Consider the following 25,147-nt stretch of genomic DNA (forward strand, 5'->3'; position numbering starts at 1 on the left):
TGGCGACGTCACGCGGATAGGTGCGGTACCTGCGGTACGGGCTCGTCCAACCCGCGGAGCAGGACCGCGTCACGCTCACCCTCGCGGAACCGCTCGGCGACCTGGACGTGAGCGCAGTGCTGGAGTTCGCGACCGCCGGCAGCTACTCCGGCCGCTCGAACCGGCCACGGCCACCGCCCTGGCCACAGTGGACGGTTCGCCGGCCCTCGCCGCCCGCCGCGTCGGCACGGGCCGGATCACGCTCCTCGCCTACCCCGTCGAGTACTTCGCCGCGCGCACCCCCGTTCCGCCTCCAGCCGGGCCACGCCGTTCGACAGCGCCGGCTGCGTGACGCCGTAGGCGCACGCCGCGCCGCTGAACGACTTGGTCTGCGAGCCGGCCTGCGCGTAGGGCACCCCCTCCCCCACCGACGTGGTCAGTCACGACGACTACACACTGGTCGGGCACCGACGCAGTCCCGCGATCCCGGATCTCACACACCCGAGGTGGTCACGATGCACGAAGTCCCGGAACTCCTGCGCGAGTACGACCGGGCGCGCGCCTACACGGACCTGCTGTGGCAGGACCTCACCCCCGACGAGGTGACCTGGCGCCCGCACGAGAACTCCAGCGCCATCGGCTGGCACCTCGGCCACCAGGCTCACGTGGCCCACTTCATGGTCCGCAACCTGACCGCGGCCGAGCCGAGCCCGGACCCCGAGCTGGACGGGCTGATGGACTCCGCCAACCCCGAACGGTTCCGCGGCGCGCTGCCGACGATCGAGCGGCTCACCACGTTCCGGAACACCGTCGCGGACCGGGTCCACGCTCGCCTCGGCGCCATCGCCGGTGGCCACGTCGGCGCGCCCGGCCAGCTCACCGTCGTCGCGCAGCACTTGCTGGTCGCGCTGATCAACCACGAGTACCAGCACGACCAGTGGATCGGTGAAGTCCGCGCCCGGAACCTCGGCCACGTGCTGCCACCGGACCCCGACACCGACCGGATCAGCCGGCTCGACGGGTACCTCGTCCTCAACCCCCTCGGCTGACCTGCCGCGTCGCCGCGGCTCCGAGTGGATCGACTTCAGGCCGGTGGCGGGCGGCCGGGCCGCCCGCCACCCGGGTGTCAGAGGGTGCCGAGCACGGCGAACGGGTCGGCCGCACCGCCGTTGTCGACGGCGGCGATGCGGCGGCCCAGGGTGAAGGTGGCGCCCGGGGCGAGGGTGATCTGCCGCTGCGTCATGGCCCAGATGCCGCACGCGTAGACGGTGAAGCCGGGCTCGTCGTAGAGGAGGCCGTAGGTCTGGCGGTCCGAACCGGTCATGCCGAGCCACGGGGCGGTGGGGGTGAAGTCGGCCGGGGCCGAGGCCGTGATGGTGCCGTGGCCCGCGACGCCGCTGCGCTGGCCGGTGCCGTCGTGGTCGACGACGTCGCCGAGCCAGAACGTTCGAGCGGCGGTGCCGGTGTTCGTGAACACCGTCGTGGCGCGTACCCACGGCTCGCCGGTACGCACGCCGAAGGTGGTCACGACGCCGATGTCCGCCACCGCGGTGCTCGCGCCGCTCACCCGGACGTCGGTGGGCGAGACCAGTTCGACGGCGGTGGACCGCACGGTCAGCTGCTGCCACGCGTTGCCGCCGCGGGGCTGCGCCGCCGAGGCGTACGGCAGGTTCATCCAGTCCAGCTGGTCGAGGTGCCCGACGGCGGCGAGGTCGAGCGGCTTGCCGAGCGTGACGCCGGGGAGCTGCGAATCGGTGGTGCCGGCCGAGATCGCCAGTGCCAGCAGGTCGTTGGCGAGCACGACGTCCGACGCCGTCGCCTGTGAAATCGGGCCAGGCACGGTACGGCCCTTCGCCGCCGTGGCCACCGATCGCGTGAGCCGGAAGTCCACTGTGGACCCGTCCGACGCACCGATGCCCACGGGAGCGCTCGCGAGGTCGTAGCCGACCCCGTTCACGCGCAGGGTGTACGCGCCGGGCGGAGCGAAGGCGACGTACTCGCCGGCCGGGTTGGTCGTGACCGCGACGAGCCGCGAGCCGTCTTCGCGGTGCACCGCGACCTCGACGTTCGGCAACGGTTTGCCGCTGCCCTGGTCGGTGACGACGCCGGCCAGGCCGTCGCCGTCGTCGACGCGGTAGGCCCCAGGCACGCCGTCGCGCACTTCGTAGGCCGCGACGGTGTAGGCGGGCGAGGCGGCGTCGCTCGCGTTGAGCACGATCCGCAGGTCACTGCGCCACTTCTCCGGCGTGACCTCGCAGCGCACGTAACCGCGGTAGGTGCCGTTGTAGAACTTGACGTGCGAGTTCGCCGCCAGGCCGAGGCGGACGTCGGCGTCCCAGCCGGCGCCGGACGAGATCGACGTGCCCACGAACTCGGTGGCGATCACCGGCGAGCCCGGGTCGTCGAAGTCGGTCTTGAGGTCGTTGACCCAGTGCGTGTGCCAGTCGCCGCTCAGCACCACCGGGTTCGCGGGCCGCTCGCGGGCGATGAAGTCGAGGATGCGCGCACGGGCCGGCGGGTAGCCGTCCCACTGGTCCAGGTTGACGATCTTGCCCGGCCCGAGATCGTAGTCGAACTGGGCCATGATCGTCTGCTGCGCGATCACGTTCCAGGTGGCCTTGGACGCGGCGAGCCCGTCGAGCAGCCAGCGCTCCTGCGCCGGTCCGGTGAGCGTGCGCGCCGGGTCGAACACCTCTCCGGCCGGTTCCTTGCGACCGTCGCCCAGCGCCTGGTCGGAGCGGTACTGGCGGGTGTCGAGGATGCTGAACTCGGCGAGCCGGCCGAACTGCATCCGCCGGTACATCAGCGCATCCGGGCCGTGCGCCTGCTGCTCGGGACGCATCGGCAGGTGCTCGTAATACGCCTGGTAGCCGTTGGCGCGCCGCTCGAGGAACGGCCGGCCGTCCCCGGCGCCGCCCGCGACGTCGCCGGCGTAGTTGTTCTGCACCTCGTGGTCGTCCCAGGTGAGGAAGAAGGGGAAGCGCGCGTGCGCCGCGCGCAGGTCGGGCGAGGTCTTGTAGAGCGCGTGCAGCCGGCGGAACTCACCGAGGCTGCCGCCCGTGGTCTCGTAGATGTAGTCACCGAGGTGCACCACGAAGTCGAGGTCCTGCTCGGCCATGTCCCGGTAGGCCGGGTACGGCCCGCCGGCCCACGACTGGCACGACGCGAAGGCGAACCGCAGCACACCCGGCTTCGCGCCCGGCGCCGGCAGCGTGCGGGTGCGCCCGGTACGGCTGCGGACGCCGTCGGCGGTGAATCGGTACCAGTACCAGCGATCCGGGGCCAGGTCGGTCGCGAGCACGTGCACGGTGTGCGCCGATTCGGGTACCGCGGTGACCGAGCCGCGCGCGATCACGTGGCGGAACGCGGCGTCACGCGCGAGCTCCCACGCCACTTCCACCGGCTCGACCGGCATGCCGCCCGTCTGGGCGTTCAGGGGATCGGGCGCGAGCCGGGTCCAGAGCACCACGCTGGTGTGGTCGGGCTCGCCGGAAGCCACCCCCAGGGTGAAGGGCGCCGGGTCGAGCTCGGCCGCCTCCGCGAGCTGCCCCGCACCCAGTGCCACGGCACCGACCGTGCCTCCTGCCAGCGTGAGGAAGCGCCGCCGATCCAGGGAAAACGTCGCCATCTGTCCGTCCCGTCCGTTCTGTCGCCCAAACCCGAGCGAGCGTGCAGGACGCCGGTGCCGGACTCGTGCCGACCAGGTGAACAACTCCCGTACACCGGACGTCGCGCGTGAGCCGGTGGTGCGACAACTCACGATGAGGGAGCCATGGCCCCGGGCGCGGGTGGACCGATCGTCACCGCACGTGGATAAATGGCTTCGCTGCGCACATTTCGTTTCGCTCAAAATGTCGCGTTGTGTCGGAATAAATTGGCTGGTAGCGTCATTTATCGCTCTGATTTCCCGGCCTGCGGCGCGAGGTGATGACGGGTGCGCCGCGGGGCAGCCCGCCTTGGAGGGACCCGGGGGAACGAGCGGGCAGTAGGGAGGCTGCGACCCATGGCGACGTACCAATATCGATGCGACCAGGACGGCGTTTTCGAGGTGCGCCTGCCGATGGGGGCGGCCACGCCACGGTGGCAGTGCCCTGCTTGTGGTGGCGAGGCGGCGCGGAGCTACTCCGCGCCGATGCTCGCGCTGGGGCGGCGTGAGCTGGTCACAGCCATCGACCAAGCGGAGAAAACCCGCGACGAACCGGCTGTCGTGAAGGCGGTTCCGCCTGCGGCCGGCCGGGCGCGGAGGCCGGCGACGGCGTCGAACCCCGCCCTGGCGCGCCTGCCGAGACCGTAGGCGCACGCGGCCCAGCCGGCGTCCCTGCCGGGCAATGGCCCGCTTGCTGGGCTGGCGGAGAAGAACTTGCGGCTGATGCCCGGCGCGCTCTGCGGAGCCGCCACGCTCCGCGTTGCGGAGGTGTTCAGCACCACCAATGCCGGTCGGGTCACCAACCAAGCCGTCGGGAGATGCCATGCCGCAAGTTGTTTTCTCACTCGATTCTTCGAAGAAATTCACTGATCAGAAAATTGTCGGCCACAACCGGTGGCACGGGGATATTCCCGCGCAGGTCCAGGTCAAGCCCGGCGACTCCTTCCGCGTGCACTGCCGCGAATGGTTCGACGGCGCTATCCACAACGACGATTCCGCCGAGGACGTGCTGAACGCTCCGCTGCCCAGCGTGCACGTGCTGAGCGGGCCGATCGCGGTCGAGGGCGCCGAGCCGGGCGACCTCCTCATCGTCGACATCCTCGACGTCGGCCCGATCCCGCAAGAGGACTCGGGTCCGCTGGCCGGCCAAGGCTGGGGCTACACCGGGGTTTTCGCCACCAAGAACGGCGGCGGCTTCCTCACGGAGTGGTTCCCCGACGCGTACAAGGTGATCTGGGACTTCAGGGGCGGGATCGCCACGTCGCGGCACGTACCGGGCGTCGCCTACACCGGGATCGTGCACCCCGGCCTGATGGGCACGGCTCCTTCGGCGGACCTGCTCGCCAAGTGGAACGCGCGCGAGCAGGCGCTGATCGACACCGACCCGAACCGGGTGCCTCCGCTGGCGCTGCCCCCGCTGCCGGACTCGGCGATCCTCGGCAGCCTGACCGGAGCCGACTTCGACCGGGTCGCGGCCGAGGCCGCGCGCACCGCACCGCCGCGCGAGAACGGCGGGAACCAGGACATCAAGAACTTCACGAAGGGAACCCGGGTGTTCTACCCCGTCTTCGTCGACGGGGCGAAACTCTCCATGGGTGACCTGCACTTCTCGCAGGGCGACGGGGAGATCACGTTCTGCGGAGCCATCGAGATGGGCGGGTTCATGGACCTGCACGTCGACCTGATCAAGGGCGGCATGGAGACCTACGGCGTCGCCGAGAACGCGATCTTCATGCCCGGCAACGTGAGCCCGCAGTACAGCGAGTGGCTCGCGTTCTCCGGCACCTCGGTCACGCTCGACGGCACCCAGCACTACCTGGACTCGCACCTGTCGTACCAGCGGGCCTGCCTGCACGCCATCGACTACCTGCAGAAGTTCGGCTACAGCGCGATCCAGGCGTACATGATCATCGGCTCGGCGCCGATCGAGGGCAGGCTCTCGGGCGTGGTCGACATCCCCAACTCGTGCTCCACGGTGTACCTGCCCACCGCGATCTTCGACCTCGACGTGCGTCCTTCGGCCGGTGGCCCGGCGCAGGTCGAACAAGGAATGACTGTGCCGACGGCGAGCTTCTGACGCCGCGACCGGGCGGGAGGCCAGTCCTCCCGCCCGGACCGGCGCGTCGGACGACGTACTACCCCGCCGGAGGAGGCGGTCATGACAACGGCACCACCGGAACGCGGCCACCACGGGCCGTGGCGATGGATCAACGGCACCATGCCCGAAGTCGACGAACGGGCGCTGAAGGTCCCGGTGATCGGGTTCCTCGAATACTGCCTGCGCGGGATCGGGCAGGTCGTGTTCATGAACAGCCCGATCACGGGCGCGTTCATCCTGCTGGCCACCTGGCTCCAGGAGCCGTGGCTGGGGTTCGGCGCCACGGTCGGGGTGCTGGCCTCGACTCTCGCCGCACTGGCGCTCGGGTTCGACCGGGACGCGATCCACGCGGGGCTCTACGGGTTCAACGGCGTGCTCGTCGGGCTCGGGCTCGCCCTGTTCCTCTCGCCCCCGTGGGACGGGATCGTGATCCTCTGGATCATCCTGCTGAGCGCGGCGTCGTCGATCCTGATGGCCGCGCTCGCTGCGTCGTTCGGCGGTGCCTGGGGAGTGCCGCCGTTCACGCTCGCCTTCAACATCACCACGCTGACGTTCCTGATCGCGGCCCTGCACCTCACCCGCGGGCGGCTCGCGGACTCGATCGCCCCGGCGGCACCTCAGGTGAACGGGCCCGGCGTGCGAACGTCACTCCGCGCGAGCGCCGAAGCCACCGGCAACACCGACGTGGTGGCGGTGATCAACGCGATCTTCCGCGGGATCGGCCAGCTGTTCTTCTGCAACAGCATCCTGGCCGGAGTGCTGATCATCGTCGGGATCGCGTTCTGCTCCCGGATCGCCGCGCTCTTCGCGCTGATCGGCTCGGCGGTCGGCATGCTGACCGGCATGGCCCTCGGCGCCGACGGCGTGCTGATCTACAACGGCTTGTGGGGCTTCAACTCCTTCGACGCCGCACTGGCGATCGCCGGCGTGTTCTACGTGCTGACCTGGCGCTCGGCCATCCTCGGTGTGCTCTGCGCGATCTTCACGGCGTTGCTGTTCGGCGCCATCGCGTCGATGTTCGTGCCGTGGGGCCTGCCCGCGCTTACCCTGCCGTTCTGCTTCGGCACGCTGACGTTCGTGCTGATGAAGGACTCGTCGAAGTTCTTCGAGTGGGTGCCACCCGCGAAGGTCATCACCCCGGAGGAACACGTGCGGCGCTCGCACGAAGAGCACGCCATGGCGGGCTCCGGAGTCCCGGAAACGAGGCCCGGCCCCGCCTGACGTCTTCCCGTTCTCCCGTTTCGACCGAGCGAAGGGACCGCCCCCATGGCGAAAGTGCTCTGCGTGCTCTACGACGACCCCGTCGACGGCTACCCGAGTTCGTACGCGCGGGACGGCGTTCCCCGGATCGATCGGTACCCGGGTGGCCAGACCACGCCCAGCCCGAGCGCACTGGACTTCACGCCGGGCGAGCTGCTCGGCAGCGTGTCCGGTGCGCTCGGGCTGCGCCGCTTCCTCGAATCGGCCGGCCACGAACTCGTGGTCACGTCCGACAAGGAGGGACCCGACTCGGTGTTCGAGCGGGAACTCCCGGACGCCGAGGTGGTGATCTCGCAGCCCTTCTGGCCCGCGTACCTGACCGCCGAACGGATCGCCAAGGCACCTGAGCTGAAGCTCGCGATCACAGCCGGGATCGGTTCGGACCACGTCGACCTCTCGGCTGCGATCGACCACGGGATCACGGTCGCGGAGGTCACGTACTCCAACAGCGTCAGCGTGTCCGAACACGTCGTGATGATGATCCTGTCCCTGGTCCGCAACTACCTCCCGGCCCACCAGTGGGTGCTCGACGGCGGGTGGAACATCGCGGACTGCGTCTCCCGCTCCTACGACCTCGAGGCGATGGACGTCGGCACCGTCGCCGCGGGCCGGATCGGAACGGCGGTGCTGCGCCGGTTGAAGCCGTTCGACGTCCGGTTGCACTACACCGACCGGCACCGGCTCCCACCGGAGGTCGAAGAGGAACTGGGCGTCACCTACCACCCGGACGTCGGGTCGATGGTCCGGGTGTGCGACGTCGTCACGATCAACTGCCCGCTGCACCCCGAGACCGAGAACATGTTCGACGACGCCCTGATCGGCCGGATGAAGCGGGGCGCCTACTTGATCAACACGGCGCGGGGCAAGATCTGCGACCGGGACGCGGTCGTGCGCGCGCTGGAATCGGGCCGACTGGCCGGCTACGCCGGCGACGTCTGGTTCCCCCAGCCGGCCCCGCGGGACCACCCGTGGCGGACGATGCCACACCACGGGATGACTCCGCACACGTCCGGCACCTCGCTGTCGGCGCAGGCCAGGTACGCCGCCGGCACCCGCGAGATCCTCGAATGCTTCTTCGCGGGCAAACCGATCCGCGACGAGTACCTGATCGTCGAAGGCGGCAAGCTCGCCGGAACGGGCCGGCACTCCTACAGCGCGAGGTGAGAAGGCTCCCGCGCTCTGACGGGAAGTGCGCACCGCCGGCTGCAGCAGGCCGTGCTGCAGCCGGCGGTGCGCCCGCGAGTTCACGCGGGCGCACCACCGAAGCTCACGCCCGCGGCGTCCGGTGCTGCTCCAGCGAGGTCATGCGCTCGCTGACCCGCCACAGCTTCCCGACCGATTCCGGATCGACCGCCGCCGACGCGGCCCTGGCGGGGAGCCGGCCGTCGTAGAAGCAGCCGTTGAGGACTTTCGCCTCGGGGTCGGCGAGGCGGGCGACGACTTCGGCTCCTTCGCTCACGGGGCGGCCGCGATAGCTGTAGTGCGCGAGCATGCCGGTCGCGATGATGCCGGGGTGCACGCTGATCGCCTCGTGGATCTTGGGCTCCAGTTCGGTCAAGGCGGCGGTGAACATCGTCAGCGCGAGCTTCGACTGCGCGTAGGCGGCTCCGCGGTTGTAGCGGCGCTTCCAGCTCGGGTCGGTCCAGTTGATCCGGCCGCCTCGGTGCAGCGACGAGCTGACGTTCACGACGCGGCCGACGGGCGACGCGGCGAGCGTGTTTTCGAGCAGCCGGGTCAGCAGGTAGGGGGCGAGGTAGTTGACCTGGAAGGTCTGCTCGTGCCCGTCCTTGGTGACGGTGCGGTGGTTGGTGCCGCCGATGCCGGCGTTGTTGACCAGGACGTCGAGCCGCGGGTAGGTGTCGGCGACCGCGGCGGCGAGGTCGGCCACCTGGCGGAGATCGGCGAAGTCGGCGATCGCGGGCTGCAGCCGGCGGGCATCGACGCCGGAGTCGACGAGTCGCCGGTAGGCCGCTGAGCCCTCCTCCTCGTTCCGCGCGTGCACGACGACGGTGGTGCCGGGAGTGGCGAGCCGCCGCGCGGTTTCGTAGCCGATGCCGTCGGTGCTTCCGGTGAGCATGATGACGCGGTTTTCGGGCATGGTCCGTCCACAATGGATTTGGGGCGCGAGGGCGCCGCTGGAAGTGGTTCGCCGGCCGGCCGTCACCCGGGCGCGGGCACCGAAGCGACGGCCGGCGACGGATCAGGTGGCCGGTCGTCGTGGCGCACGGCAGCCGCGTGCGCGCGAACGCCACCTCTGCCCATACCGTGGAGCGAAGCCCACCGGTCGGGCCGGGGCAAGGAGCACTCCGCCGAACTTGCGTTTTCCTTGCAGCGCCGGAAAACCCGCAGTGCCGGGGTACCTGCGCCGCGTTCCGGCGTAAAGAACCCGCGAATAAGGCCGGCCGCGCCGTCAACGCGTTGTGCCCGCCCGCGGCACCTGCTGTCCACAAGGGCCATGGTCACAAGATCCGAGCACAGACGGGAGTGCCATGCCAGCCGACCCCGACCTCCAGACCACGAGCCGGATTCCCGGACCCCGAGCCGGAAGCGTGCTCATCAGCCACAGCAGTCACGACGGCGCCGTTTCGGTCTTGGTCGCGCTCGACGGCGCGGTCGTCGACCTGCGCATCACCGAATCCGCGGCGCTTCGCCCACCCGGACAGCTCGCCCACGACATCCTCGGCTGCATCCACGCGGCCCAAGAGGCGTTCCGCGGGATCTCCGTATCCGACAGCTGACGGCTGCACCCGGTCGCCTTTCGCCCGAGCCGGCCGGGAGATCCGGTGCACCGTCACCGGCGCCGGCGACGAGCCCGCTTCCGGCGGTCCGGGTCCCGCCACCGCTGGGCGCCGCGGAGCGCGAGCGCGATCAGCAGGAAAACGCCGATGAGCATCACCGAGTATTCGAGGCCGTTCACCGATCACTCTCTCCCGTGCCGCCGCCGGGCGCAGCGAGCAGTGTGTCCCACCGGGACCGGCCGACGACGGCTGATCACGCTTCCTTGACGCGGCGTGGGCGGAAGTTGACAGCCCGTTGAGTCCGCGGCACCGTGCGGGGCCGGAATCGCGCCTCGTCCGCCGCGCACCTGTCGTAAGGTTTTCGCCGGGTGCGCCGGGAAGTCTGGTCGGCAAGGAGAACGGGCGAGAAGAGGCCGATCATGCGCGGGGTCGAGACAGTACTGTTCCTGGTCGTGATCGCGACCGTGGTCGCAGCCTTCGCGATCCGCCTCCGGGTGCCCGCGCCTTCCCTGCTCGTGGTCGCGGGGGTGGTCGTGGGCCTGCTCCCCGGGGTCCCCGCGATCACCGTCACGCCCGACGTGATCAGCCTGATCGTGCTCCCGCCACTGCTCTTCGCCTCCGGTGCGGAACTGCCGTGGCGCGACCTGCGGACCGTCGGCCGGCCCGTCGCGACCCTCGCGGTCGGCTTGGTGCTGCTCTCGGCGGCGGCCGTCGTCGGTGTTGCGGTGGCCGTGACGCCGATGCCGGTCGGCATGGCGTTCGTACTCGGCGCGATCCTCGCCAGCACCGACCCGGTCGCCGTCACCGCGCTGGCGCGCCGGCTCGCGCTGCCGCCCCGGGTGCAGGCGCTCATCCAGGCCGAAAGCCTCTTCAACGACGCGACCAGCCTGCTGCTGTTCCGAGTCGGGCTGTTCATGGTCATCGCCGGCGGCGCCGTGTCCTGGGGCCGGACCGCGGGCGAGTTCGCCCTGCTCGCCGGCGGCGGCCTGATCGTCGGGCTGCTGATCGCGGCCGGTGCCTTCGTGATCCGGCGCCGCACCGAGGACCCGGTCCTGGAGGCGGTCGTTTCCCTGGTCACGCCATACGCGGCGTACGTGCTCGCCGAATCCGTCGGCGGGTCGGGCGTGACCGCGGTCGTCGTCGCGAGCGTGCTGCTGGGCACGCAGGCGGAACGACTGACCACCGCGCGGATCCGCATCCAGGTCGGCGCTGTTTACGAGACCGTCGTGTTCCTGCTCGAAAGCGTCGTCTTCGGTCTGATCGGGCTGCAGCTGCCGGCCCTGGTGAGACGCGTCGCCGGAAACAGTCCCTGGTGGCTGCTCCAAGCGCTCGCGCTCGCCGCGACACTCGTGCTCGTCCGCCTGGTTCTGGTCTTCGCGCTCTCCGCGCTGCGCCAACGCCGCGGTGGGCAACGCATCTCCTGGCAAGTACCCGCGGTCGTCTCGTGGGCCGGCGCCCGCGGCGTCGTCCCGCTCGCCGCCGCCCTGTCACTCCCGGTCGTCGCGCTCGACGGTGCCCCGCTGCCCTCCCGCGACCTGGTCCTCCTGCTGACCACCGCGGTCATCGTGCTCACCCTCGTCGTGCAGGGCTTCACGCTCGCGCCGCTCGTCCGCCGGTCCGGTATCGCCCTCGACCCCGGCGACATCCAGCAGGAACAGAGCCGCGCCCGGCTGCGCCTCGCCGAAGCCGGCCTGAGCCACCTCGAGCACCTCGCCGAAACCGAATCCGCCCCGGCCTTCGTGCTCGACGAGCTCCAGACCAGCTGGCGCGCCCGCATCGCCCGGATCCGCCTCGACGAAGACACCGAACCGACCGACACCACCCGCTACGACGCCTACCGCACGCTGCGGCGGGAAACCCTCGACGTCGAAGCAGCCGAACTCACGAGGCTCTTCGCCCTCGGCACCATCACCGACACCACCCGGCGCCGCATCCAGCGCTTGCTCGACCTCGAACACGCCGGCCTGGGAGACGACGAACCGCGGTGAACCGCCGGGCGCAGCCTGCCCAAGGCACGCGGTTATCCGACCTGCTCTTGCGCCATGGGCGAATCCGGCATTTCAGCGGTCACTCCCTGCGGTCCCGTGGCCGGTGGGACGCCCTTGTAGGTCGTGAGGACCTCGCGCAGGGAGCCGCCCATCCGGATGCGGCCTCCGTCCATCCACAGGGCGGAGGTGCACAGGTCCGACAGCAGTTCGTCGGAGTGGGAGGCGAACACCAGCACGCCGGAACGGCGGGCGAGGTCCACCAGCCGTTGGCGCGCCTTGGCCATGAACGCCGCGTCGACCGCGCCGAGGCCTTCGTCGAGGATGAGGATCTCGGGGTCGATGGTGGTCACCACGCCGAGCGCGAGCCGCACGCGCATACCGGCGGAGTAGGTGCGCAGGGGCAGGTGCAGGTAATCACCGAGTTCGGTGAACTCCGCGATGTCGTCGACCCGCTTCTCCATCTGCTTGCGGGTCATGCCCAGGAACAGGCCCCGGATCAGGATGTTCTCGCGGCCGGACACTTCCGGGTCCAGGCCCACGCCGAGGTCGAACACCGGCGCGATCCGCCCGACGACGCGGGTACTGCCCCGGGTCGGCTCGTAGATTCCGGACAGCAGCCGCAGCAGCGTGGACTTGCCGGCGCCGTTGTGCCCGACCAAGCCCACTCGGTCGCCGTCGCGCAGGGACAGGGTGATGTCCTGCAGCGCCTCGATGAGCGGGACCTTCGCCGCCGTGCCGATCTTGCCGCCGACCTTGCCCAGCACCCGCTTCTTGAGCGAGCGGGTCTTGGCTTCGAAGATCGGGAAATCGACGTAGGCGCCCGTCACCTCGATGCTCACCATGCTGCCGTCCCCTCACGCCGCCGACCGAATGCGAACGGAAATTATCATTCGCATCCAGGCGGCGTTCCGGCACCCCGCGGCGCGAGGTAACGTGCGGCCGGTGAGTCAGCAGACCGTCGAGCAGGGCTTTCGCCCTCCGCAGCAAGCTCGCAGCCGGGCGTCCCTGCAGAAGGTGCTGGCCGCGGCCGAGCGCGTGCTGGCCGACGGGGGCATCGCGGAATTCACCGTCGCGGCGGTGGCCGAGCGGGCGGGGCTGTCGGTGGGGGCGATCTACCGCCGGTTCTCGGGCAAGGACCAGCTACTGCACGCCGTCAAGGACCAGGTGCTCGGGCAGCTGGAGACCAGCGTGAGCGACGCACTTCGCTCGTCGGCGCCCGGGCTGCGCGAGGTCTTCGGTGCGTTCACCGGGGCGCTGGCACGCACCTTCGCGCACCACGACCGGATCTTCCCGGAACTGCTCGACGGCCAGCGCGCCGAAGGACGTGAACGCGGCCTGCAAGCTCTGGCCTCGATCCAGCAGGCCCTCGTCGAAGCTGCCGAGCCGTGCCTCGGGGAGGTCCGCCGGCCGGATCGCGCGCCGGCCGTGCGGATGGCCGCTCGAACCGTGATCGGCTCGTGCGTGCACCGGGCCGCCACGAGCCGGTTCTGGTCCGACGGCCTGTCCTGGACCACGTGGGCCACCGAAACGACCGAGCTGGCGCTGGCCTACCTGACGTCACCCGAGCGTGGCTGACCGAGTCACGGGACCGGCGGGAGGCGTCGTTCGGCCGATTGGCGTTCGAGGGCGAGCCCGCGGAGAGCAAGGTGTTCTCGGCGAACGGGCGGCCGATCAGCTGCACTCCGAGCGGCAGTCCGGCGGCCGTGAGCCCGGCGGGGAGCTGCAGCGCGGGGAGGCCCGTGACGTTCGCGGGGAGGCAGAAGCGGGTGTAGGCCTCCGACGCGCCCTCGACGACGCCGTCGGGCCAGCGGATGTACGGGTCGGCGCGCGGGGCGGCCGGCGCGGACACCGTGGGGGTCAGCAGGACGTCGACGTGCTCGAACAGCTGCTTGAACCGGCCGCGGACGACGGTGCGCAGCCGCTGGGCGTTGAGGTAATCGGTGGCGAGGATCGCTTCGCCCACCTCGGTGAGCAGGCGGACGTCGTCCCCGAACAGGTCGGGGGTGCGCCGCAGCGTGCGGGACTGGTACGCGCTCGCCTCGGCGGTCAGCAAGGTCCACTCGACGACGGGGATGGCGTCCGGTTCGGGGATCACCACGGGGATCAGGTCCGCTCCGGCGGCTGCCAGCGTCGCCGCCGCGCTGGCGGCCGCGCGCGAAGCGTCGGGGGCGCACCGTTCGGTGAAGTAGTTCTGCGGGATCCCGACGCGCAGGCCGGCGACGTCGTCGTCCAGGTGCGCGTGGAAGGCCGCCGCGGGCCCGGCGGTGCCGGCGTCGCGGGGATCCGGGCCGGCGAGCACCGCCAGGATCCACGCGGCGTCCCGGACGTTCCGCGTGATCGCGCCGACGTGGTCCAGCGCCCACGACAACGGGGTCACCCCGAACCGGGAAACCCGGCCGTACGTGGGTTTCAACCCGACCGCGCCGCACACCGCGGCCGGGATGCGGACGGAACCGGCGCTGTCCGTGCCCAGTGCCACATGCACGATGCCCGCGCCGACGGCGGCACCGGAGCCGCCGCTGGAACCGCCAGGGATCCGCGTCAGGTCCCACGGGTTGGCGGTGCCGGGTGTGGTGCCGCCGTGCGCGAACTCGTGCGTGGTGGTCTTCCCGACGATCGGCATACCGGCCGTGAGCACCCGCTCGACGGCCGCCGCGTCCCGGTCCGGCAGGTGGTCCGCGCGGACCGCCGACCCGGCCGCCGTCACCACTCCGCGCGTGTCGAACAGATCCTTCACCGCGACCGGGATTCCTTGCAGGGGCCCGGATCTTCGCCCCGCGGCGATGGCCGTCTCGGCTGCCCGGGCCTGCGCGAGGAAGGACTCCTCGGTGACCGTCGCGAAGGCGTGCAGTTCGGGCTCCCACGCGGCGAGCCGCTTCAGCGTGTGTTCCGCCAGTTCCACCGGGCTGACCTCACGGGCGGCCACCAGCGCCGAGAGCGCGGACAGCGGCTGATCGAGTAGTTCCGAGCTCACGCCAGTCCCTCCCCTTCGCCGGCCGACATCGCCGAGGGCATCGTGTCGCCGAGTTCGTACCGGCTCGCCGCGCGGCTCAGCTCGACGATTTCGACCGCGTCACGCGGAAATTCACGAACCTTGCGGCCGGTCGCCGGCACCCCGGCGTGGTCCAGCAGGACTTCGAGGCGCCTCAGCGCAGCCGAATCCGTAGGTGTCGTGGCCATTGGCTGCCCCTTCGGGGTCACCGGCGCCCCGACGGCGCGGAAACGTTGTCGTGAAGCCGGTCGATCTCCCGGCGGTCGGCCGCGTGCCCTTCCGCGAGGTACCACTCGGCGATCCGATCGGAGTTCGCGTACCAGACGTCCGGGTGGCCGCTGATCACGGCGAGCGCCTCGGCCAGTGCCCGGGCGCGGAACGGCTGCCCGACCAGGAACGGGTGCAGCGACAGCGTGAACACCGCGCCCGGCTGGTCCGCGGATTCCTCGTGCAGCGTGGTGAACTGGTCCGCGACCAGCTGCGTGAACGCGCTCGGTGGCAGCCCTTGGTCGACGAACACGGGGATGTCGTTGATTTCGATGGAGTACGGCACGGACGCGAACGGCACCCCGGACGAAACCTCGATCGGGAACGGGAAATCGTCCGCGATCCAGTCCAGCGAGTAGGTGAACCCGAGCTCGGCCAGCAGGTCGACGGTGTGCTCGGTCTCGGTGAGCGCCGGCCCCAGCCACCCGCGCGGAGCCGACCCGGTCGCCTCGGTGAGGACGTCGCGGATCGCGGTCAGCTCCGCCCGCTCCGTTTCCGGGTCCAGCCCCGTCCATAGCCGACTGTTCGTGCGCCCGTGGCCCAGGAAGGCCCAGCCCCGCTCACGGCCGGCGGCGACGATCTCCGGGTACCGCTCGGCCGCGTCGGAGTTCAGCAGCGCCGAGACGGGCAGTTCGTGCGCGTCGATCGCGCGAAGCAGCCGCCAGAAGCCGATCCGGGCCCCGTAGTCGCGCCAGCCGTGGTTCAACGGGTCGACCGGGAGTCCAGCAGTCACCGACGTCCGGCTCGTCGAGGGGCGGCCGGGTTCGAAGTGCTCGACGTTGACCGCCACGTAACACGCCATCCGCCGGCCGCCGGGGAACAGCCGGCCCGGGCGGCCGGGGCGCGGCCAGTGCCGGTACGGAGGATTCTTCTGCGCGGCCATCGTCGTTCCTTTCCCACACCGGATCGGTCGGCGTTCGCGGTCCTCGCCGGACAGTGCCGAGATGCTACCAACAAGTTCTGCAAATCGAAACCGTAATCCTGATATTCAGAACCTGCTCAAGGTGGTGGGCAGGGCTCGCACGCGACGATTCCAGGGTTGCGGCGGTCGGCGCGCGGCGCCGGGTGGAAAGTTTCAGCCTGCTCCGCTGGGCGCACCTTCGTCGACAACACCATCACCGACGACGGCCGCTGCCGGACCGGCCGCCCTCAACCGCGGCAGAGATCGACTCGTCCGACCGGCTCGGACGTCGAACCGAAGGGGCGGCCCGGATTCCCGCACGGCAACGAAATCGGACTCGACCACGTCGGCCGAGGCGTCCGGGGATCGGCAGCGCGCCTTCCCGCTCACCACCCTGACGGACACGGAAAGTGACGAAGAGCTGCCTCGACCACCGCGGCCGTTCGCGAGTCCGCCGCGCGAAGACCGGCCGGCCCCGGTGTCCGTTTTGCGCCGAAAGACGCGTGCGGATCGCTCCGCCGGAGGCGCACCGGCGGCCCTTCTCGCACAAGATTCACTGGAGGTCGAACAAGATCCTGAAAGGTGGTCTTCACCGCGGCACACCTGATCACCACACAACCCGCACGAGCACGGCGCAACGCGCAAGATCAGGAGCGGCAACCACATTGTTGCACCGGGTGGTCAGGTGTGCGCGGTCCGCGCGGCACTCATCGCGACCATCAAAATCAAGTCCACGTCAAGTCAATAAATAAGCTCCCCCCGACGGGCTTGGAGCATTTCATCCCCGGCCCGCTCCTCGCACAGTGCGGCCGCGTGCGAAATCGGGAGATCAAGTTCAGGAATGGTCACGACAACAGTGTCGCAGCGGCGAAACACGAAGTCCTCGAATAGGCGAGTGTGATCAGCCGGCGACGCTGCGCGGTTGCGCGCCCAGCGGTTCGACACCGGACGCGACCACCTCACCACACTCGGCTAAATCCTTGGCAGATCAGGAAAAATCAGGCTGCCCTGGCCCCCGCGAACGGGCCCGTCAACAAAAAAGGTCGACACCACGGAAAACGCTCTCGGGACGAGAAGATCCTGGCGTCGTAATGTGTCCGTAAGGGCGGGTTCGGTTTCGATGACACGTCCTTGAGTATTAGGGTGGGTGTCGCACCACCCCGAAACGACGCCGGCATGGCTGGCCGGTCCTGCAAGAGAGGTGGGTGACAACGTGGTGGGAAAAAGCAGAGCCGGAGCCCGAGCGAATCCGATGAGTTCCTGACAGACCGTCGGATTGAATCTCTACGGGGGTACGGCAAGCACGCCATCACCGCGGCTCGCACCGAGCGCGTTTACACCGAGGTGCTCGCGACCGTGGCGAAGGTCGATCGAGTGGCGGCCGAGAGCCACTTCTTCGAAGACCTGGGCGCCAACTCGCTGGTGATGGCCCACTTCTGCGCCAAGGTGCGCAAGCGCGCCGACGTGCCGTCGGTGTCGATGAAGGACGTCTACGCCAACCCCACAGCCCGCAGCCTCGCGACCGCGCTCACCGACGACGAGCCCGCGATGGCGGAGGCGGCGGCCTTGGTCACCGACCGTGAGCGGGCTCCGGCGCTCGCCGAAGAGCCACTCGACACCCGGCGCGCCGGGGCCGGGTGGTACGTCCTCTGCGGACTGCTGCAGTTCCTGACTTTCCTGGGCTACTCCTACCTCGCCGCGGTGCTGGTGGTGCGCGGGACCTCGTGGGTCTACGCCGCGCCCACCCTGCTGGACGTCTACGTCCGGCTGGTGCTGTTCGCCGGCGCGAGTTTCATCGGCTTGTGCCTCCTGCCGATCGTGGCGAAGTGGGTGCTCATCGGCCGGTGGAAGCCGCGGCGGATCCGCGTGTGGACCCTCGGTTACTTCCGGTTCTGGCTCGTGAAGACGCTGGTGCAGCGCAACCCGGTGGCATTGCTGTTCCTGGGCTCGCCGCTGTACACCCTGTACCTCAAAGCGCTGGGCGCGAAGATCGGCCGCGGCGTGGCCATCTTCTCCCGCAACGTGCCCGTGTGCACCGACCTGCTGACGATCGGTGAAGGGTCGGTGATCCGCAAGGACTCGTTCTTCACCGGCTACCGGGCCGAGGCCGGAGTGATCCGGACCGGGCCGGTGACCCTCGGCAAGGACGTGTTCGTGGGTGAGCTGTCGGTGCTCGACATCGGCTGCTCGATGGGCGACGGATCCCAGCTGGGGCACGTCTCGTCGCTGCACCCCGGGCAGGCCGTGCCCGCCGGTGAGCACTGGCACGGGTCGCCGGCGCTGCGCACCGAAGCGGACTACCGCGGCGTCGGCCCCGCGCACTGCGGCATGTTCCGCCGGTTCTGCTACGGCGTCTCGCAACTGCTGACCATGCTGCTGCTCTACCTGCCGCTGGCGATCGGCGGCGTGGACCTGCTGATCGCCAAGGTCCCGCGCCTCTCGACGACGCTCACCACGCCCGTGCTTTCCCTCGGGAACTGGCAGTTCTACCGCGACGCGGTGGCGGTCACGCTCGTGATCTTCTTCGGCGTCTCGCTGATCGGGCTGCTCTTCATCGCCGTCGTCCCGCGCGTGCTCAACCTCGCACTGAAGCAGGACAAGGTCTACCGCCTCTACAGCCTGCGCTACTCGATCGTGCGGGCGATCCGGTTGATCAGCAACTTCAAGTTCTTCCTGAGCGTGTTCGGCGACAGCTCCGCGATCGTGCACTACCTGCGTTACCTCGGCTACCGGATGCCCGACGTCGAGCAGACGGGTTCGAACTTCGGCACCGGGGTCAAGCACGAGACGCCGTTCCAGAGCACCATCGGCAGCGGCACGATGGTCGCCGACGGGCTGTCCGTGGTGAACGCCGACTACTCGAGCACGTCGTTCAAGGTGTCGCGGGCGGCCATCGGCGGGCACAACTTCCTGGGCAACATGGTCGTCTACCCCTCGCAGGGGCGGACCGGGGAGAACTGCCTGCTCGCCACGAAGGTCCTGGTGCCCGTGGACGGCCCGGTCCGCGAGAACGTCGGGCTGCTGGGGTCACCGAGCTTCGAGATCCCCCGCACGGTCGCGCGTGATCGCCAGTTCGACCACTTGAGATCCGGGGACGAACTGCGCCGCCGGCTGGCCGCGAAGAACCGGCACAACGCCGTCACCGCGTTGATGTTCCTGCTGGTGCGCTGGTTCTACTTCTTCGGCATCACGATGCTGGGCTGGTTCACGGTCGACCTCTTCCCGCGGTTCGGGGTCTCGGCGGTGGCGGTGGCCTCGGTCGCCACGCTGCTGTTCAGCGCCCTGTATTTCACGCTCGTGGAACGCGCGTCCATCGCGATCCACCCGCTGCGACCGCTGTACTGCTCGATCTACGACAAACGCTTCTGGCGGCACGAGCGGTTCTGGAAGGCCGCACTGTCCACGGTGCACGTCCAGGCGTTCAACGGGACACCGTTCAAGAACCTCGCGTGGCGGCTGCTGGGGGTCAAGGTCGGCAAGCGCGTCTTCGACGACGGCGCCGGACTGCCCGAGAAAACACTCGTGACGATCGGCGACGAGGCCACCCTCAACGTCGGCTGCCACGTGCAGTGCCACTCCCAGGAGGACGGTGCGTTCAAGGCCGACCGCATCGTCGTGGGCGCGCGCTCCACCGTCGGGGTCGGTGCCTGGGTCCACTACGGAGCGACGGTCGGCGAGGGCGCGGTCCTCGCCGCCGATTCCTTCCTGATGAAGGGAGAAGACGTACCGCCGCACACCCGGTGGGAGGGCAACCCGGCCAGGGAGGTCCGGGCCGGCCAGCCGACCGGGGAACGGGACCACAAGCCCCGGCCGGGCGGCAGGCATCGCCGGCCGCCGGAGGGCAACGGACGGGCGAACGGGAGTATCACCGTCGTCAACGGAAAGCGGCCGGCCGGCCTGTTCAGACGGTGAGTGGAGGGGAGACACATGGGAGAGCCAGCGAGAGCCGACGACCGGTTCTGGCGGGACGTGCTCGTGGCCGGGGGAGCCACGGCGATCCCGCGGTGGGGACCGGGTTCGGCCGCGGGCGCGGGGAAGCGGACGCAGAAGCTGCCCGGTGAAGTGGCCGCGGGCGTGCGCCGCCTGGCACGGGAACTGGGGATCCCGCGCAGCGCGGTGCTGCTCGCCGCCCACGCCAAGGTGCTCGCCGCGCTGAGCGGCGAACCCGAAGTGGTGACCGGCTACGTCACGCCGGAAGGCCGGACGTTGCCGTGCCGGCTGGCGACCGAGTCCGGCACTTGGCGGGATGTGGTGCGCGAGGCCGCGCGAGCCGAAGCGGAGTTGTTGTCCCACCGGGACTTCCCGGTCGCCAAGCTGCGGCGAGACCTCGGCGTGACCGGCCCGGTCGCCGAGGCTGTGTTCGATCCCGTCGGCGACGGGGCGCTCGGCGGTGCGGCGCTGCTGCGCGTCGGCTTCGTGGTCCGCGGGCTGCGGCTTTCCGTGCGGTTGCGCTACCGCACCGACGCGATCGACGCCGAAGAAGCGGCCCGGATCGCCGGTTACCACGTCACCGCGCTCGCGCTGCTGGTGGCGGATCCGGACGCCGAGCACGCCGGGCAGAGCCTGCTCTCCCCCGAAGAACTCCGGTTCCAGCTCGACGAGCTCGCCGGACCGCCTCGGCCGCTGCCCGATCTGCGGGCGCACCAGCTGTTCGAGCAGCGGGCGCGGCGCCACCCGGAAGCGCTCGCCGTGGTCCACGGCGAGCACGCCTGGACGTACGGCGAGCTCAACGAACGAGCCAACCGCCTGGCCCGCGCGCTGATCGCCCACGGGGTGCGCCGCGAAGACGTGGTGGGCGTGGTGACCGAGCGGAACCTCGACTGGCTCACCGCCGTGCTCGCCGTGTTCAAGGCCGGCGGCGCGTACCTGCCGCTCGAACCGCACTTCCCGCCCGAGCGGATCGCCACGACGTTGCGCCGCGCCGGCTGCGAGCTGGTCCTGACCGAACCGGGCAGCACGGCCACGCTCGAGCAGGCGCTGGAGCTGCTGCCCGCCGTGCAGCCGATGCACGTCGAAATGGCCTGTGCGGAGAACCGGGCCGGCACCGACCTCGGCGTCGAGGTCTCCGCCGACCAGCTCGCCTACATCTACTTCACCTCCGGCTCCACCGGTGAGCCCAAGGGCGCGATGTGCGAGCACGCGGGGATGCTGAACCACTTGCTCGCGAAGATCGACGACCTCGGGGTCACCGAGGGCTCGGTGGTCGCGCAGACCGCGCCGCAGTGCTTCGACATCTCCCTGTGGCAGCTGCTGGCGGCACTGCTCGTGGGCGGGCGGACCCTGATCGTCGAGCAGGAGGTGATCCTCGACGCCGAACGGTTCGTCGACCGGATCGCCCGCGGCCGAGTCGCGGTCGCGCAGGTCGTGCCGTCCTACCTCGAGGTCGTCCTGTCCTTCACCGAAGGCCACCCGAGTCCGCTGCCGGACCTGCGGTGCGTGTCGGTGACCGGCGAAGCCCTCAAGAAGGAGCTGGCGCAGCGCTGGTTCGCGGCGTACCCGGACGTCAAGCTGGTCAACGCCTACGGCCTCACCGAGACTTCCGACGACACCAACCACGAGGTCATGGACCGCGTGCCGGACTCCGAACGGGTCCCGCTCGGCCGGCCGATCACCAACGTGCGCGTGGGTGTCGTCGACGAGCACCTGCAGCCGGTGCCGCTGGGGGCGCCGGGCGAGATCGTGTTCTCCGGCGTGTGCGTGGGCCGCGGGTACGTGAACGACCTCAAGCGGACCCGCGCGGCGTTCCTGCCCGACCCGTACCGGGCGGGCGAGCGGCTCTACCGCAGTGGCGACCGGGGCCGCTGGATCCCCGGGGGCAAGCTGGAGTTCCTCGGCCGCCGCGACAGCCAGGTGAAGATCTCGGGCTTCCGGATCGAGATCGGCGAGGTCGAAAACGCGCTGCTGCGCGTGCCCGGTGTCCACGACGGCGCCGTGGTGGTCGCCGAGCGGGGTGGCGGCACCAAGCACCTGGTGGCGTTCTACTCCGCCGCCGAACCGCTGCCCGCGGGCGCGGTGCAAGCCCGGTTGAGCGAGTCGCTGCCCGAATACCTGGTCCCGTCGGCCTTCCACTGGCGGGAACGGCTTCCGCTCACCGCCAACAGCAAGATCGACAAGAAGTCCCTGACCGCGCTGGCGGCGGAACTCGAATCGGCCGACCAGGAGTACGACGCCCCGGCCACGCCGGCGGAGCGCCGGCTCGCGACCGCGTGGGCCGGGGTGCTCGGTCTCGCGCCGGAGAAGATCAGCCGGCAGGACCACTTCTTCGACCGGGGCGGCACGTCGCTCTCGGCGGTGAAGCTGGCCGTCGCGTTGGATCGCGCGGTGTCGCTCGCCGACCTGACGCGGCACCCGGTGCTCGCCGAGCAGGCGAAGCTGCTCGAGGACCAGTCCCGCCCCCGCACCGGGGACCTGCTCCAGCCGCTCACGGAGCAGACCGGTCCCGTGGCCGCCGTGCTGGTCTGCTTCCCGTACGCCGGAGGCAACGCGGTGAACTTCCGGCCGCTGGCCGAAGCGTTGGCAGGCAGCGGGCTGGCGGTGCGCGCCGTCGAACTGCCCGGCCACGATCCGGCCGCCGACGACGAGCCGTTCACCCCGATGGCGAACGTGATCGACCAGGTCGTCGCGGAGCTCGACCGCCTGGCCCCGGAGCGGGTCCTGTTGTGGGGCCACTCTTCGGGCGCCGCCTACGCGTTCGAGACCGCCCGGCGCCTGGCCGCCCGCGGGGTGGACGTGCGCCGGCTGTTCCTGGGCGCGCAGCTGCTGGGCACCGCCGACGAGCGGCGGTCCGCGATCAGCGAGCTGGGCCGGCGGAGCAACGCCGAGCTCGCCACGGCGCTGGCCACCGACAGCGGTTACCCGGAGGTCGCCGGGCTCGGCTCGCACCGCGCCGAGCGCGTCGGCGCCGCGTTCCGCTACGACTGCGTGTCCGCGCACAGCTACCTCGCGTCCGCGCTGGCGATGCCGCCGGCGGTGCGGCTGACCACCCCGGTCACCGTCGTCGCCGCGGACGACGACCCGATCACCGCCGGCTTCCGCGAACGCCACGACGAGTGGCAACTGCTGGCCGAAGACGTCGAACTACGGGTGATCGACGGCGGCGGCCACTACTTCCCGAGCACCAACCCGGCCGGGACCGCGCAGCTCGTCCTTGGCGCCGTCGAACCAGTGCCCACAACCTGAAGCGCCAGCCGAAAGGACAAGACATGACTTCCTCATCACCGGCGTCCGCGGTCGCGGTGCAAGTGCGGCCGGGCGGCGTCCCGCTGCTCCCGGCCGAGCCGGGCGGCAGTGCGGCGGCCTGGGCGAGTGAGCACCGGGACGCGGTGCGTGCCATCGTCGCCGACCACGGCTCGGTCCTGGTCCGGGGACTCGGCCTGGCCGACCCTGCCGACGTCGCCGCGGTGTTCGCGCACGTGGGCACCGAGCTGATCCCCGACCGGGAAGCGTTCGCTTCGCGCGAAACCTATTCCGCCGGGGTGTACTCGTCGTCGGCCTGGCCCCAGAACCAGCCGATGTGCATGCACCACGAGCTGAGCTACCGGCTCGAGTTCCCGGGCTTGCTGCTGTTCGCGTGCCTCGGCGCGCCCACCGAAGGCGGCGCCACCGCGGTGGCCGACGCGCCGACGGTGCTCGGCGCGCTGCCGGCGGAGCTGGTCCGGCGGTTCGAGCAGGAGGGGTGGCTGCTGACCCGCAGCTACAACGACGAGATCGGCGCGACCTTCGCCGAATCGTTCGGCACCGACGACCGCGCCGCGATCGAGGACTACTGCCGTGCCAACGCCATCGAGTTCGAGTGGCAGGCCGACGGCGGGTTGCGCACCCGGCAGCGGCGCAGCGCCGTGGTGCACCACCCGGTCACCGGGCGGCCCTGCTGGTTCAACCAGGTCGCGTTCCTCAACGAGTGGACGATGGACCCCGAGGTCCGCGAATACCTGGTCGACGTCTACGGGCCCGACGGGCTGCCGTTCAACACCCGCTTCGGCGGTGGCGACCCGATCGGCGAAGACGTGGTGCAGCTGCTGAACAGCGTGTACGAGGCCAACACCGCCCGGGAACCGTGGCAGGCGGGCGACCTCATGCTCGTGGACAACATCCGGACCGCGCACAGCCGGGAACCCTTCGAGGGACCCCGCGAGGTGCTCGTCGGGATGACCGATCCGGTGCGGGTGGCCGACCTCGCGCCCACGATCGAGGTGGGTGCGAGATGACGGCGACCCGCCCCACCACGGTCCGGACCCCGGCCGACGGTGCGAGTGCCGTCCGCCCGTTCGCCGTGATCGGCGGCGGCCAGGTGCAGCGCGCGCTCGACGGCCGGGAGCGGCAGATCGTCGAGCTGGTCGAGGCCACCTACCGGCTGCACAGCGCCGGTGATTCGGTGAACCCGCCGTCCTACTTCCTCCGGTTCCCCGACCGTCCGTCGTCGCGGATCATCGCGCTGCCGGCCTCGATCGGCGAACCGGTGCGAGTGGACGGTCTCAAGTGGATCGCGAGCTTCCCCGAGAACGTCGCGTCCGGCCTGCCCCGGGCCTCGGCGGTGCTCATCCTCAACGACCACGACACCGGTTACCCGTTCGCGTGCCTGGAAAGCTCGATCATCAGCGCCACGCGGACCGCGGCGCTGGCGACGTCCGCCGCGAACGCGCTGAGCCGGGGCCGGGCGCGCCCGGCCCGCATCGGGTTCTTCGGGACCGGGCTCATCGCCCGGTACGTGCACACCTTCCTCGCCGCCACCGGCTGGGAGTTCGACGAGATCGGCGTGCACGACCTGTCGCCCGAGAGCGCCGCCGGGTTCCGCGGCTACCTGGAGAGATCGGGGACGGGCAGCCGGATCACGGTGCACGAGGAGCCCGGGTCGCTGATCCGCTCGAGCGACCTGATCGTGTTCGCCACCGTCGCGGGCCGGCCGCACGTGTCCGACCGGTCGTGGTTCGACCACAACCCGTTGGTGCTGCACGTGTCCCTGCGCGATCTGGCGCCCGAACTCCTGTTGAGCACGGCCAACTTCGTCGACGACGTGGAGCACTGCCTGAAGGCGGGCACGTCGCCGCACCTGGCCGAGCAGCTCACGGGAAACCGGGACTTCCTGGACGGCACGCTGGACGACGTCCTGGCCGGGCGGGTGCCCGTGCCGGCCGACCGTCCGGTGGTGTTCTCCCCGTTCGGTCTCGGGGTCCTCGACCTGGCTGTGGGCAAGTACGTCCACGACGAGGTCGCCCGGGCCGGCGAGCTGAACGTCGTCCCGGACTTCTTCCACGACCTGAGCCGCTACGGCCACTGAC

General features: G+C 70.6%; 19 protein-coding genes and 1 pseudogene. 12 read left to right on the plus strand and 8 right to left on the minus strand.

All coding sequences use genetic code 11. The features are described 5' to 3' along the window. Positions 1 to 236 precede the first annotated feature (236 nt). Positions 237 to 407, minus strand: coding sequence for a LysR family transcriptional regulator (locus ACIA77_RS43760; RefSeq protein ID WP_395892077.1), 171 nt, complete (start codon positions 405 to 407; stop codon positions 237 to 239). An 87-nt stretch (positions 408 to 494) separates the two neighbouring features. On the opposite strand from ACIA77_RS43760, the gene ACIA77_RS43765 reads away from it, so the two are divergent. Continuing rightward, positions 495 to 1,028, plus strand: coding sequence for a DinB family protein (locus ACIA77_RS43765; RefSeq protein WP_395892078.1), 534 nt, complete (start codon positions 495 to 497; stop codon positions 1,026 to 1,028). Between the two features lie 77 nt (positions 1,029 to 1,105). On the opposite strand, the gene ACIA77_RS43770 is transcribed toward ACIA77_RS43765, so the two are convergent. Beyond that, positions 1,106 to 3,607 (minus strand): alkaline phosphatase D family protein, encoded by a 2,502-nt coding sequence (locus ACIA77_RS43770; RefSeq protein WP_395892079.1) that lies wholly within the window; start codon positions 3,605 to 3,607, stop codon positions 1,106 to 1,108. A gap of 306 nt (positions 3,608 to 3,913) precedes the next feature. On the opposite strand from ACIA77_RS43770, the gene ACIA77_RS43775 reads away from it, so the two are divergent. The 4 genes from ACIA77_RS43775 to ACIA77_RS43790 all read left to right on the plus strand — a co-directional run bounded on the left by ACIA77_RS43775 (position 3,914) and on the right by ACIA77_RS43790 (position 8,147). After that, on the plus strand, positions 3,914 to 4,273 hold the full coding sequence (locus ACIA77_RS43775) for an FmdB family zinc ribbon protein (protein WP_395892080.1): 360 nt from the start codon (positions 3,914 to 3,916) through the stop codon (positions 4,271 to 4,273). A 175-nt stretch (positions 4,274 to 4,448) separates the two neighbouring features. Next, the gene (gene fmdA, locus ACIA77_RS43780) at positions 4,449 to 5,702 is read left to right on the plus strand and encodes a formamidase (protein WP_395892081.1); all 1,254 of its coding nucleotides are present in this window, start codon (positions 4,449 to 4,451) and stop codon (positions 5,700 to 5,702) included. Positions 5,703 to 5,783: 81 nt separating this feature from the next. After that, positions 5,784 to 6,944 (plus strand): urea transporter, encoded by a 1,161-nt coding sequence (locus ACIA77_RS43785; protein WP_395892082.1) that lies wholly within the window; start codon positions 5,784 to 5,786, stop codon positions 6,942 to 6,944. 45 nt (positions 6,945 to 6,989) lie between these two features. Further along, positions 6,990 to 8,147 (plus strand): NAD-dependent formate dehydrogenase, encoded by a 1,158-nt coding sequence (locus tag ACIA77_RS43790; RefSeq protein WP_395892083.1) that lies wholly within the window; start codon positions 6,990 to 6,992, stop codon positions 8,145 to 8,147. Positions 8,148 to 8,250: 103 nt separating this feature from the next. Here ACIA77_RS43790 and ACIA77_RS43795 read toward each other — a convergent pair whose 3' ends face one another. Beyond that, positions 8,251 to 9,081 carry an SDR family NAD(P)-dependent oxidoreductase gene (locus ACIA77_RS43795; RefSeq protein ID WP_395892084.1) on the minus strand — a complete coding sequence of 277 codons (831 nt, stop codon included), beginning with the start codon at positions 9,079 to 9,081 and terminating at the stop codon, positions 8,251 to 8,253. Between the two features lie 391 nt (positions 9,082 to 9,472). Between ACIA77_RS43795 and ACIA77_RS43800 the strand changes: the two genes are divergently transcribed. Further along, positions 9,473 to 9,721, plus strand: coding sequence for a hypothetical protein (locus tag ACIA77_RS43800; RefSeq protein ID WP_395892085.1), 249 nt, complete (start codon positions 9,473 to 9,475; stop codon positions 9,719 to 9,721). A gap of 53 nt (positions 9,722 to 9,774) precedes the next feature. Here the strand turns inward: ACIA77_RS43800 and ACIA77_RS43805 are convergent, their stop codons facing one another. Beyond that, on the minus strand, positions 9,775 to 9,900 hold the full coding sequence (locus ACIA77_RS43805) for a hypothetical protein (protein ID WP_395892086.1): 126 nt from the start codon (positions 9,898 to 9,900) through the stop codon (positions 9,775 to 9,777). A 240-nt stretch (positions 9,901 to 10,140) separates the two neighbouring features. On the opposite strand from ACIA77_RS43805, the gene ACIA77_RS43810 reads away from it, so the two are divergent. Further along, positions 10,141 to 11,709, plus strand: a complete 1,569-nt coding sequence (locus ACIA77_RS43810) for a Na+/H+ antiporter (protein WP_395892087.1) — start codon at positions 10,141 to 10,143, stop codon at positions 11,707 to 11,709. 32 nt (positions 11,710 to 11,741) lie between these two features. On the opposite strand, the gene ACIA77_RS43815 is transcribed toward ACIA77_RS43810, so the two are convergent. Next, a complete protein-coding gene (locus ACIA77_RS43815) occupies positions 11,742 to 12,551 on the minus strand; it encodes an ABC transporter ATP-binding protein (protein WP_395892088.1) in 810 nt (269 codons plus the stop codon). A 100-nt stretch (positions 12,552 to 12,651) separates the two neighbouring features. Between ACIA77_RS43815 and ACIA77_RS43820 the strand changes: the two genes are divergently transcribed. Then, the gene (locus ACIA77_RS43820) at positions 12,652 to 13,284 is read left to right on the plus strand and encodes a TetR/AcrR family transcriptional regulator (RefSeq protein WP_395892089.1); all 633 of its coding nucleotides are present in this window, start codon (positions 12,652 to 12,654) and stop codon (positions 13,282 to 13,284) included. A 124-nt stretch (positions 13,285 to 13,408) separates the two neighbouring features. On the opposite strand, the pseudogene ACIA77_RS43825 reads toward ACIA77_RS43820, so the two are convergent. From ACIA77_RS43825 to ACIA77_RS43835, 3 genes and pseudogenes are all read right to left on the minus strand, one after another. Further along, positions 13,409 to 14,683: pseudogene (locus tag ACIA77_RS43825) on the minus strand (amidase); the annotation flags it as partial. Next, a complete protein-coding gene (locus tag ACIA77_RS43830; RefSeq protein ID WP_395892090.1) occupies positions 14,680 to 14,889 on the minus strand; it encodes a hypothetical protein in 210 nt (69 codons plus the stop codon). The pseudogene ACIA77_RS43825 and the gene ACIA77_RS43830, both read right to left, overlap by 4 nt. Positions 14,890 to 14,906: 17 nt before the next feature. After that, complete coding sequence (locus tag ACIA77_RS43835; protein WP_395892091.1) at positions 14,907 to 15,851, minus strand: polysaccharide deacetylase family protein; 945 nt, start codon at positions 15,849 to 15,851, stop codon at positions 14,907 to 14,909. Positions 15,852 to 17,177: 1,326 nt separating this feature from the next. Between ACIA77_RS43835 and ACIA77_RS43840 the strand changes: the two genes are divergently transcribed. Genes ACIA77_RS43840 through sbnB form a run of 4 tightly spaced genes read left to right on the plus strand, consistent with a single transcriptional unit; the run spans position 17,178 to position 25,146 of the window. Next, positions 17,178 to 19,781 (plus strand): Pls/PosA family non-ribosomal peptide synthetase, encoded by a 2,604-nt coding sequence (locus ACIA77_RS43840; RefSeq protein WP_395892135.1) that lies wholly within the window; start codon positions 17,178 to 17,180, stop codon positions 19,779 to 19,781. A gap of 15 nt (positions 19,782 to 19,796) precedes the next feature. After that, positions 19,797 to 23,048, plus strand: coding sequence for an amino acid adenylation domain-containing protein (locus tag ACIA77_RS43845; RefSeq protein WP_395892092.1), 3,252 nt, complete (start codon positions 19,797 to 19,799; stop codon positions 23,046 to 23,048). Positions 23,049 to 23,071: 23 nt separating this feature from the next. Continuing rightward, complete coding sequence (locus ACIA77_RS43850) at positions 23,072 to 24,076, plus strand: TauD/TfdA family dioxygenase (protein ID WP_395892093.1); 1,005 nt, start codon at positions 23,072 to 23,074, stop codon at positions 24,074 to 24,076. After that, positions 24,073 to 25,146, plus strand: coding sequence for a 2,3-diaminopropionate biosynthesis protein SbnB (gene sbnB / locus ACIA77_RS43855; protein ID WP_395892094.1), 1,074 nt, complete (start codon positions 24,073 to 24,075; stop codon positions 25,144 to 25,146). Before ACIA77_RS43850 ends, sbnB begins: the two co-directional genes overlap by 4 nt. Position 25,147: the final 1 nt, after the last annotated feature.

This window comes from Amycolatopsis sp. NPDC051903, from assembly GCF_044452505.1.
GTDB lineage: Bacteria > Actinomycetota > Actinomycetes > Mycobacteriales > Pseudonocardiaceae > Amycolatopsis.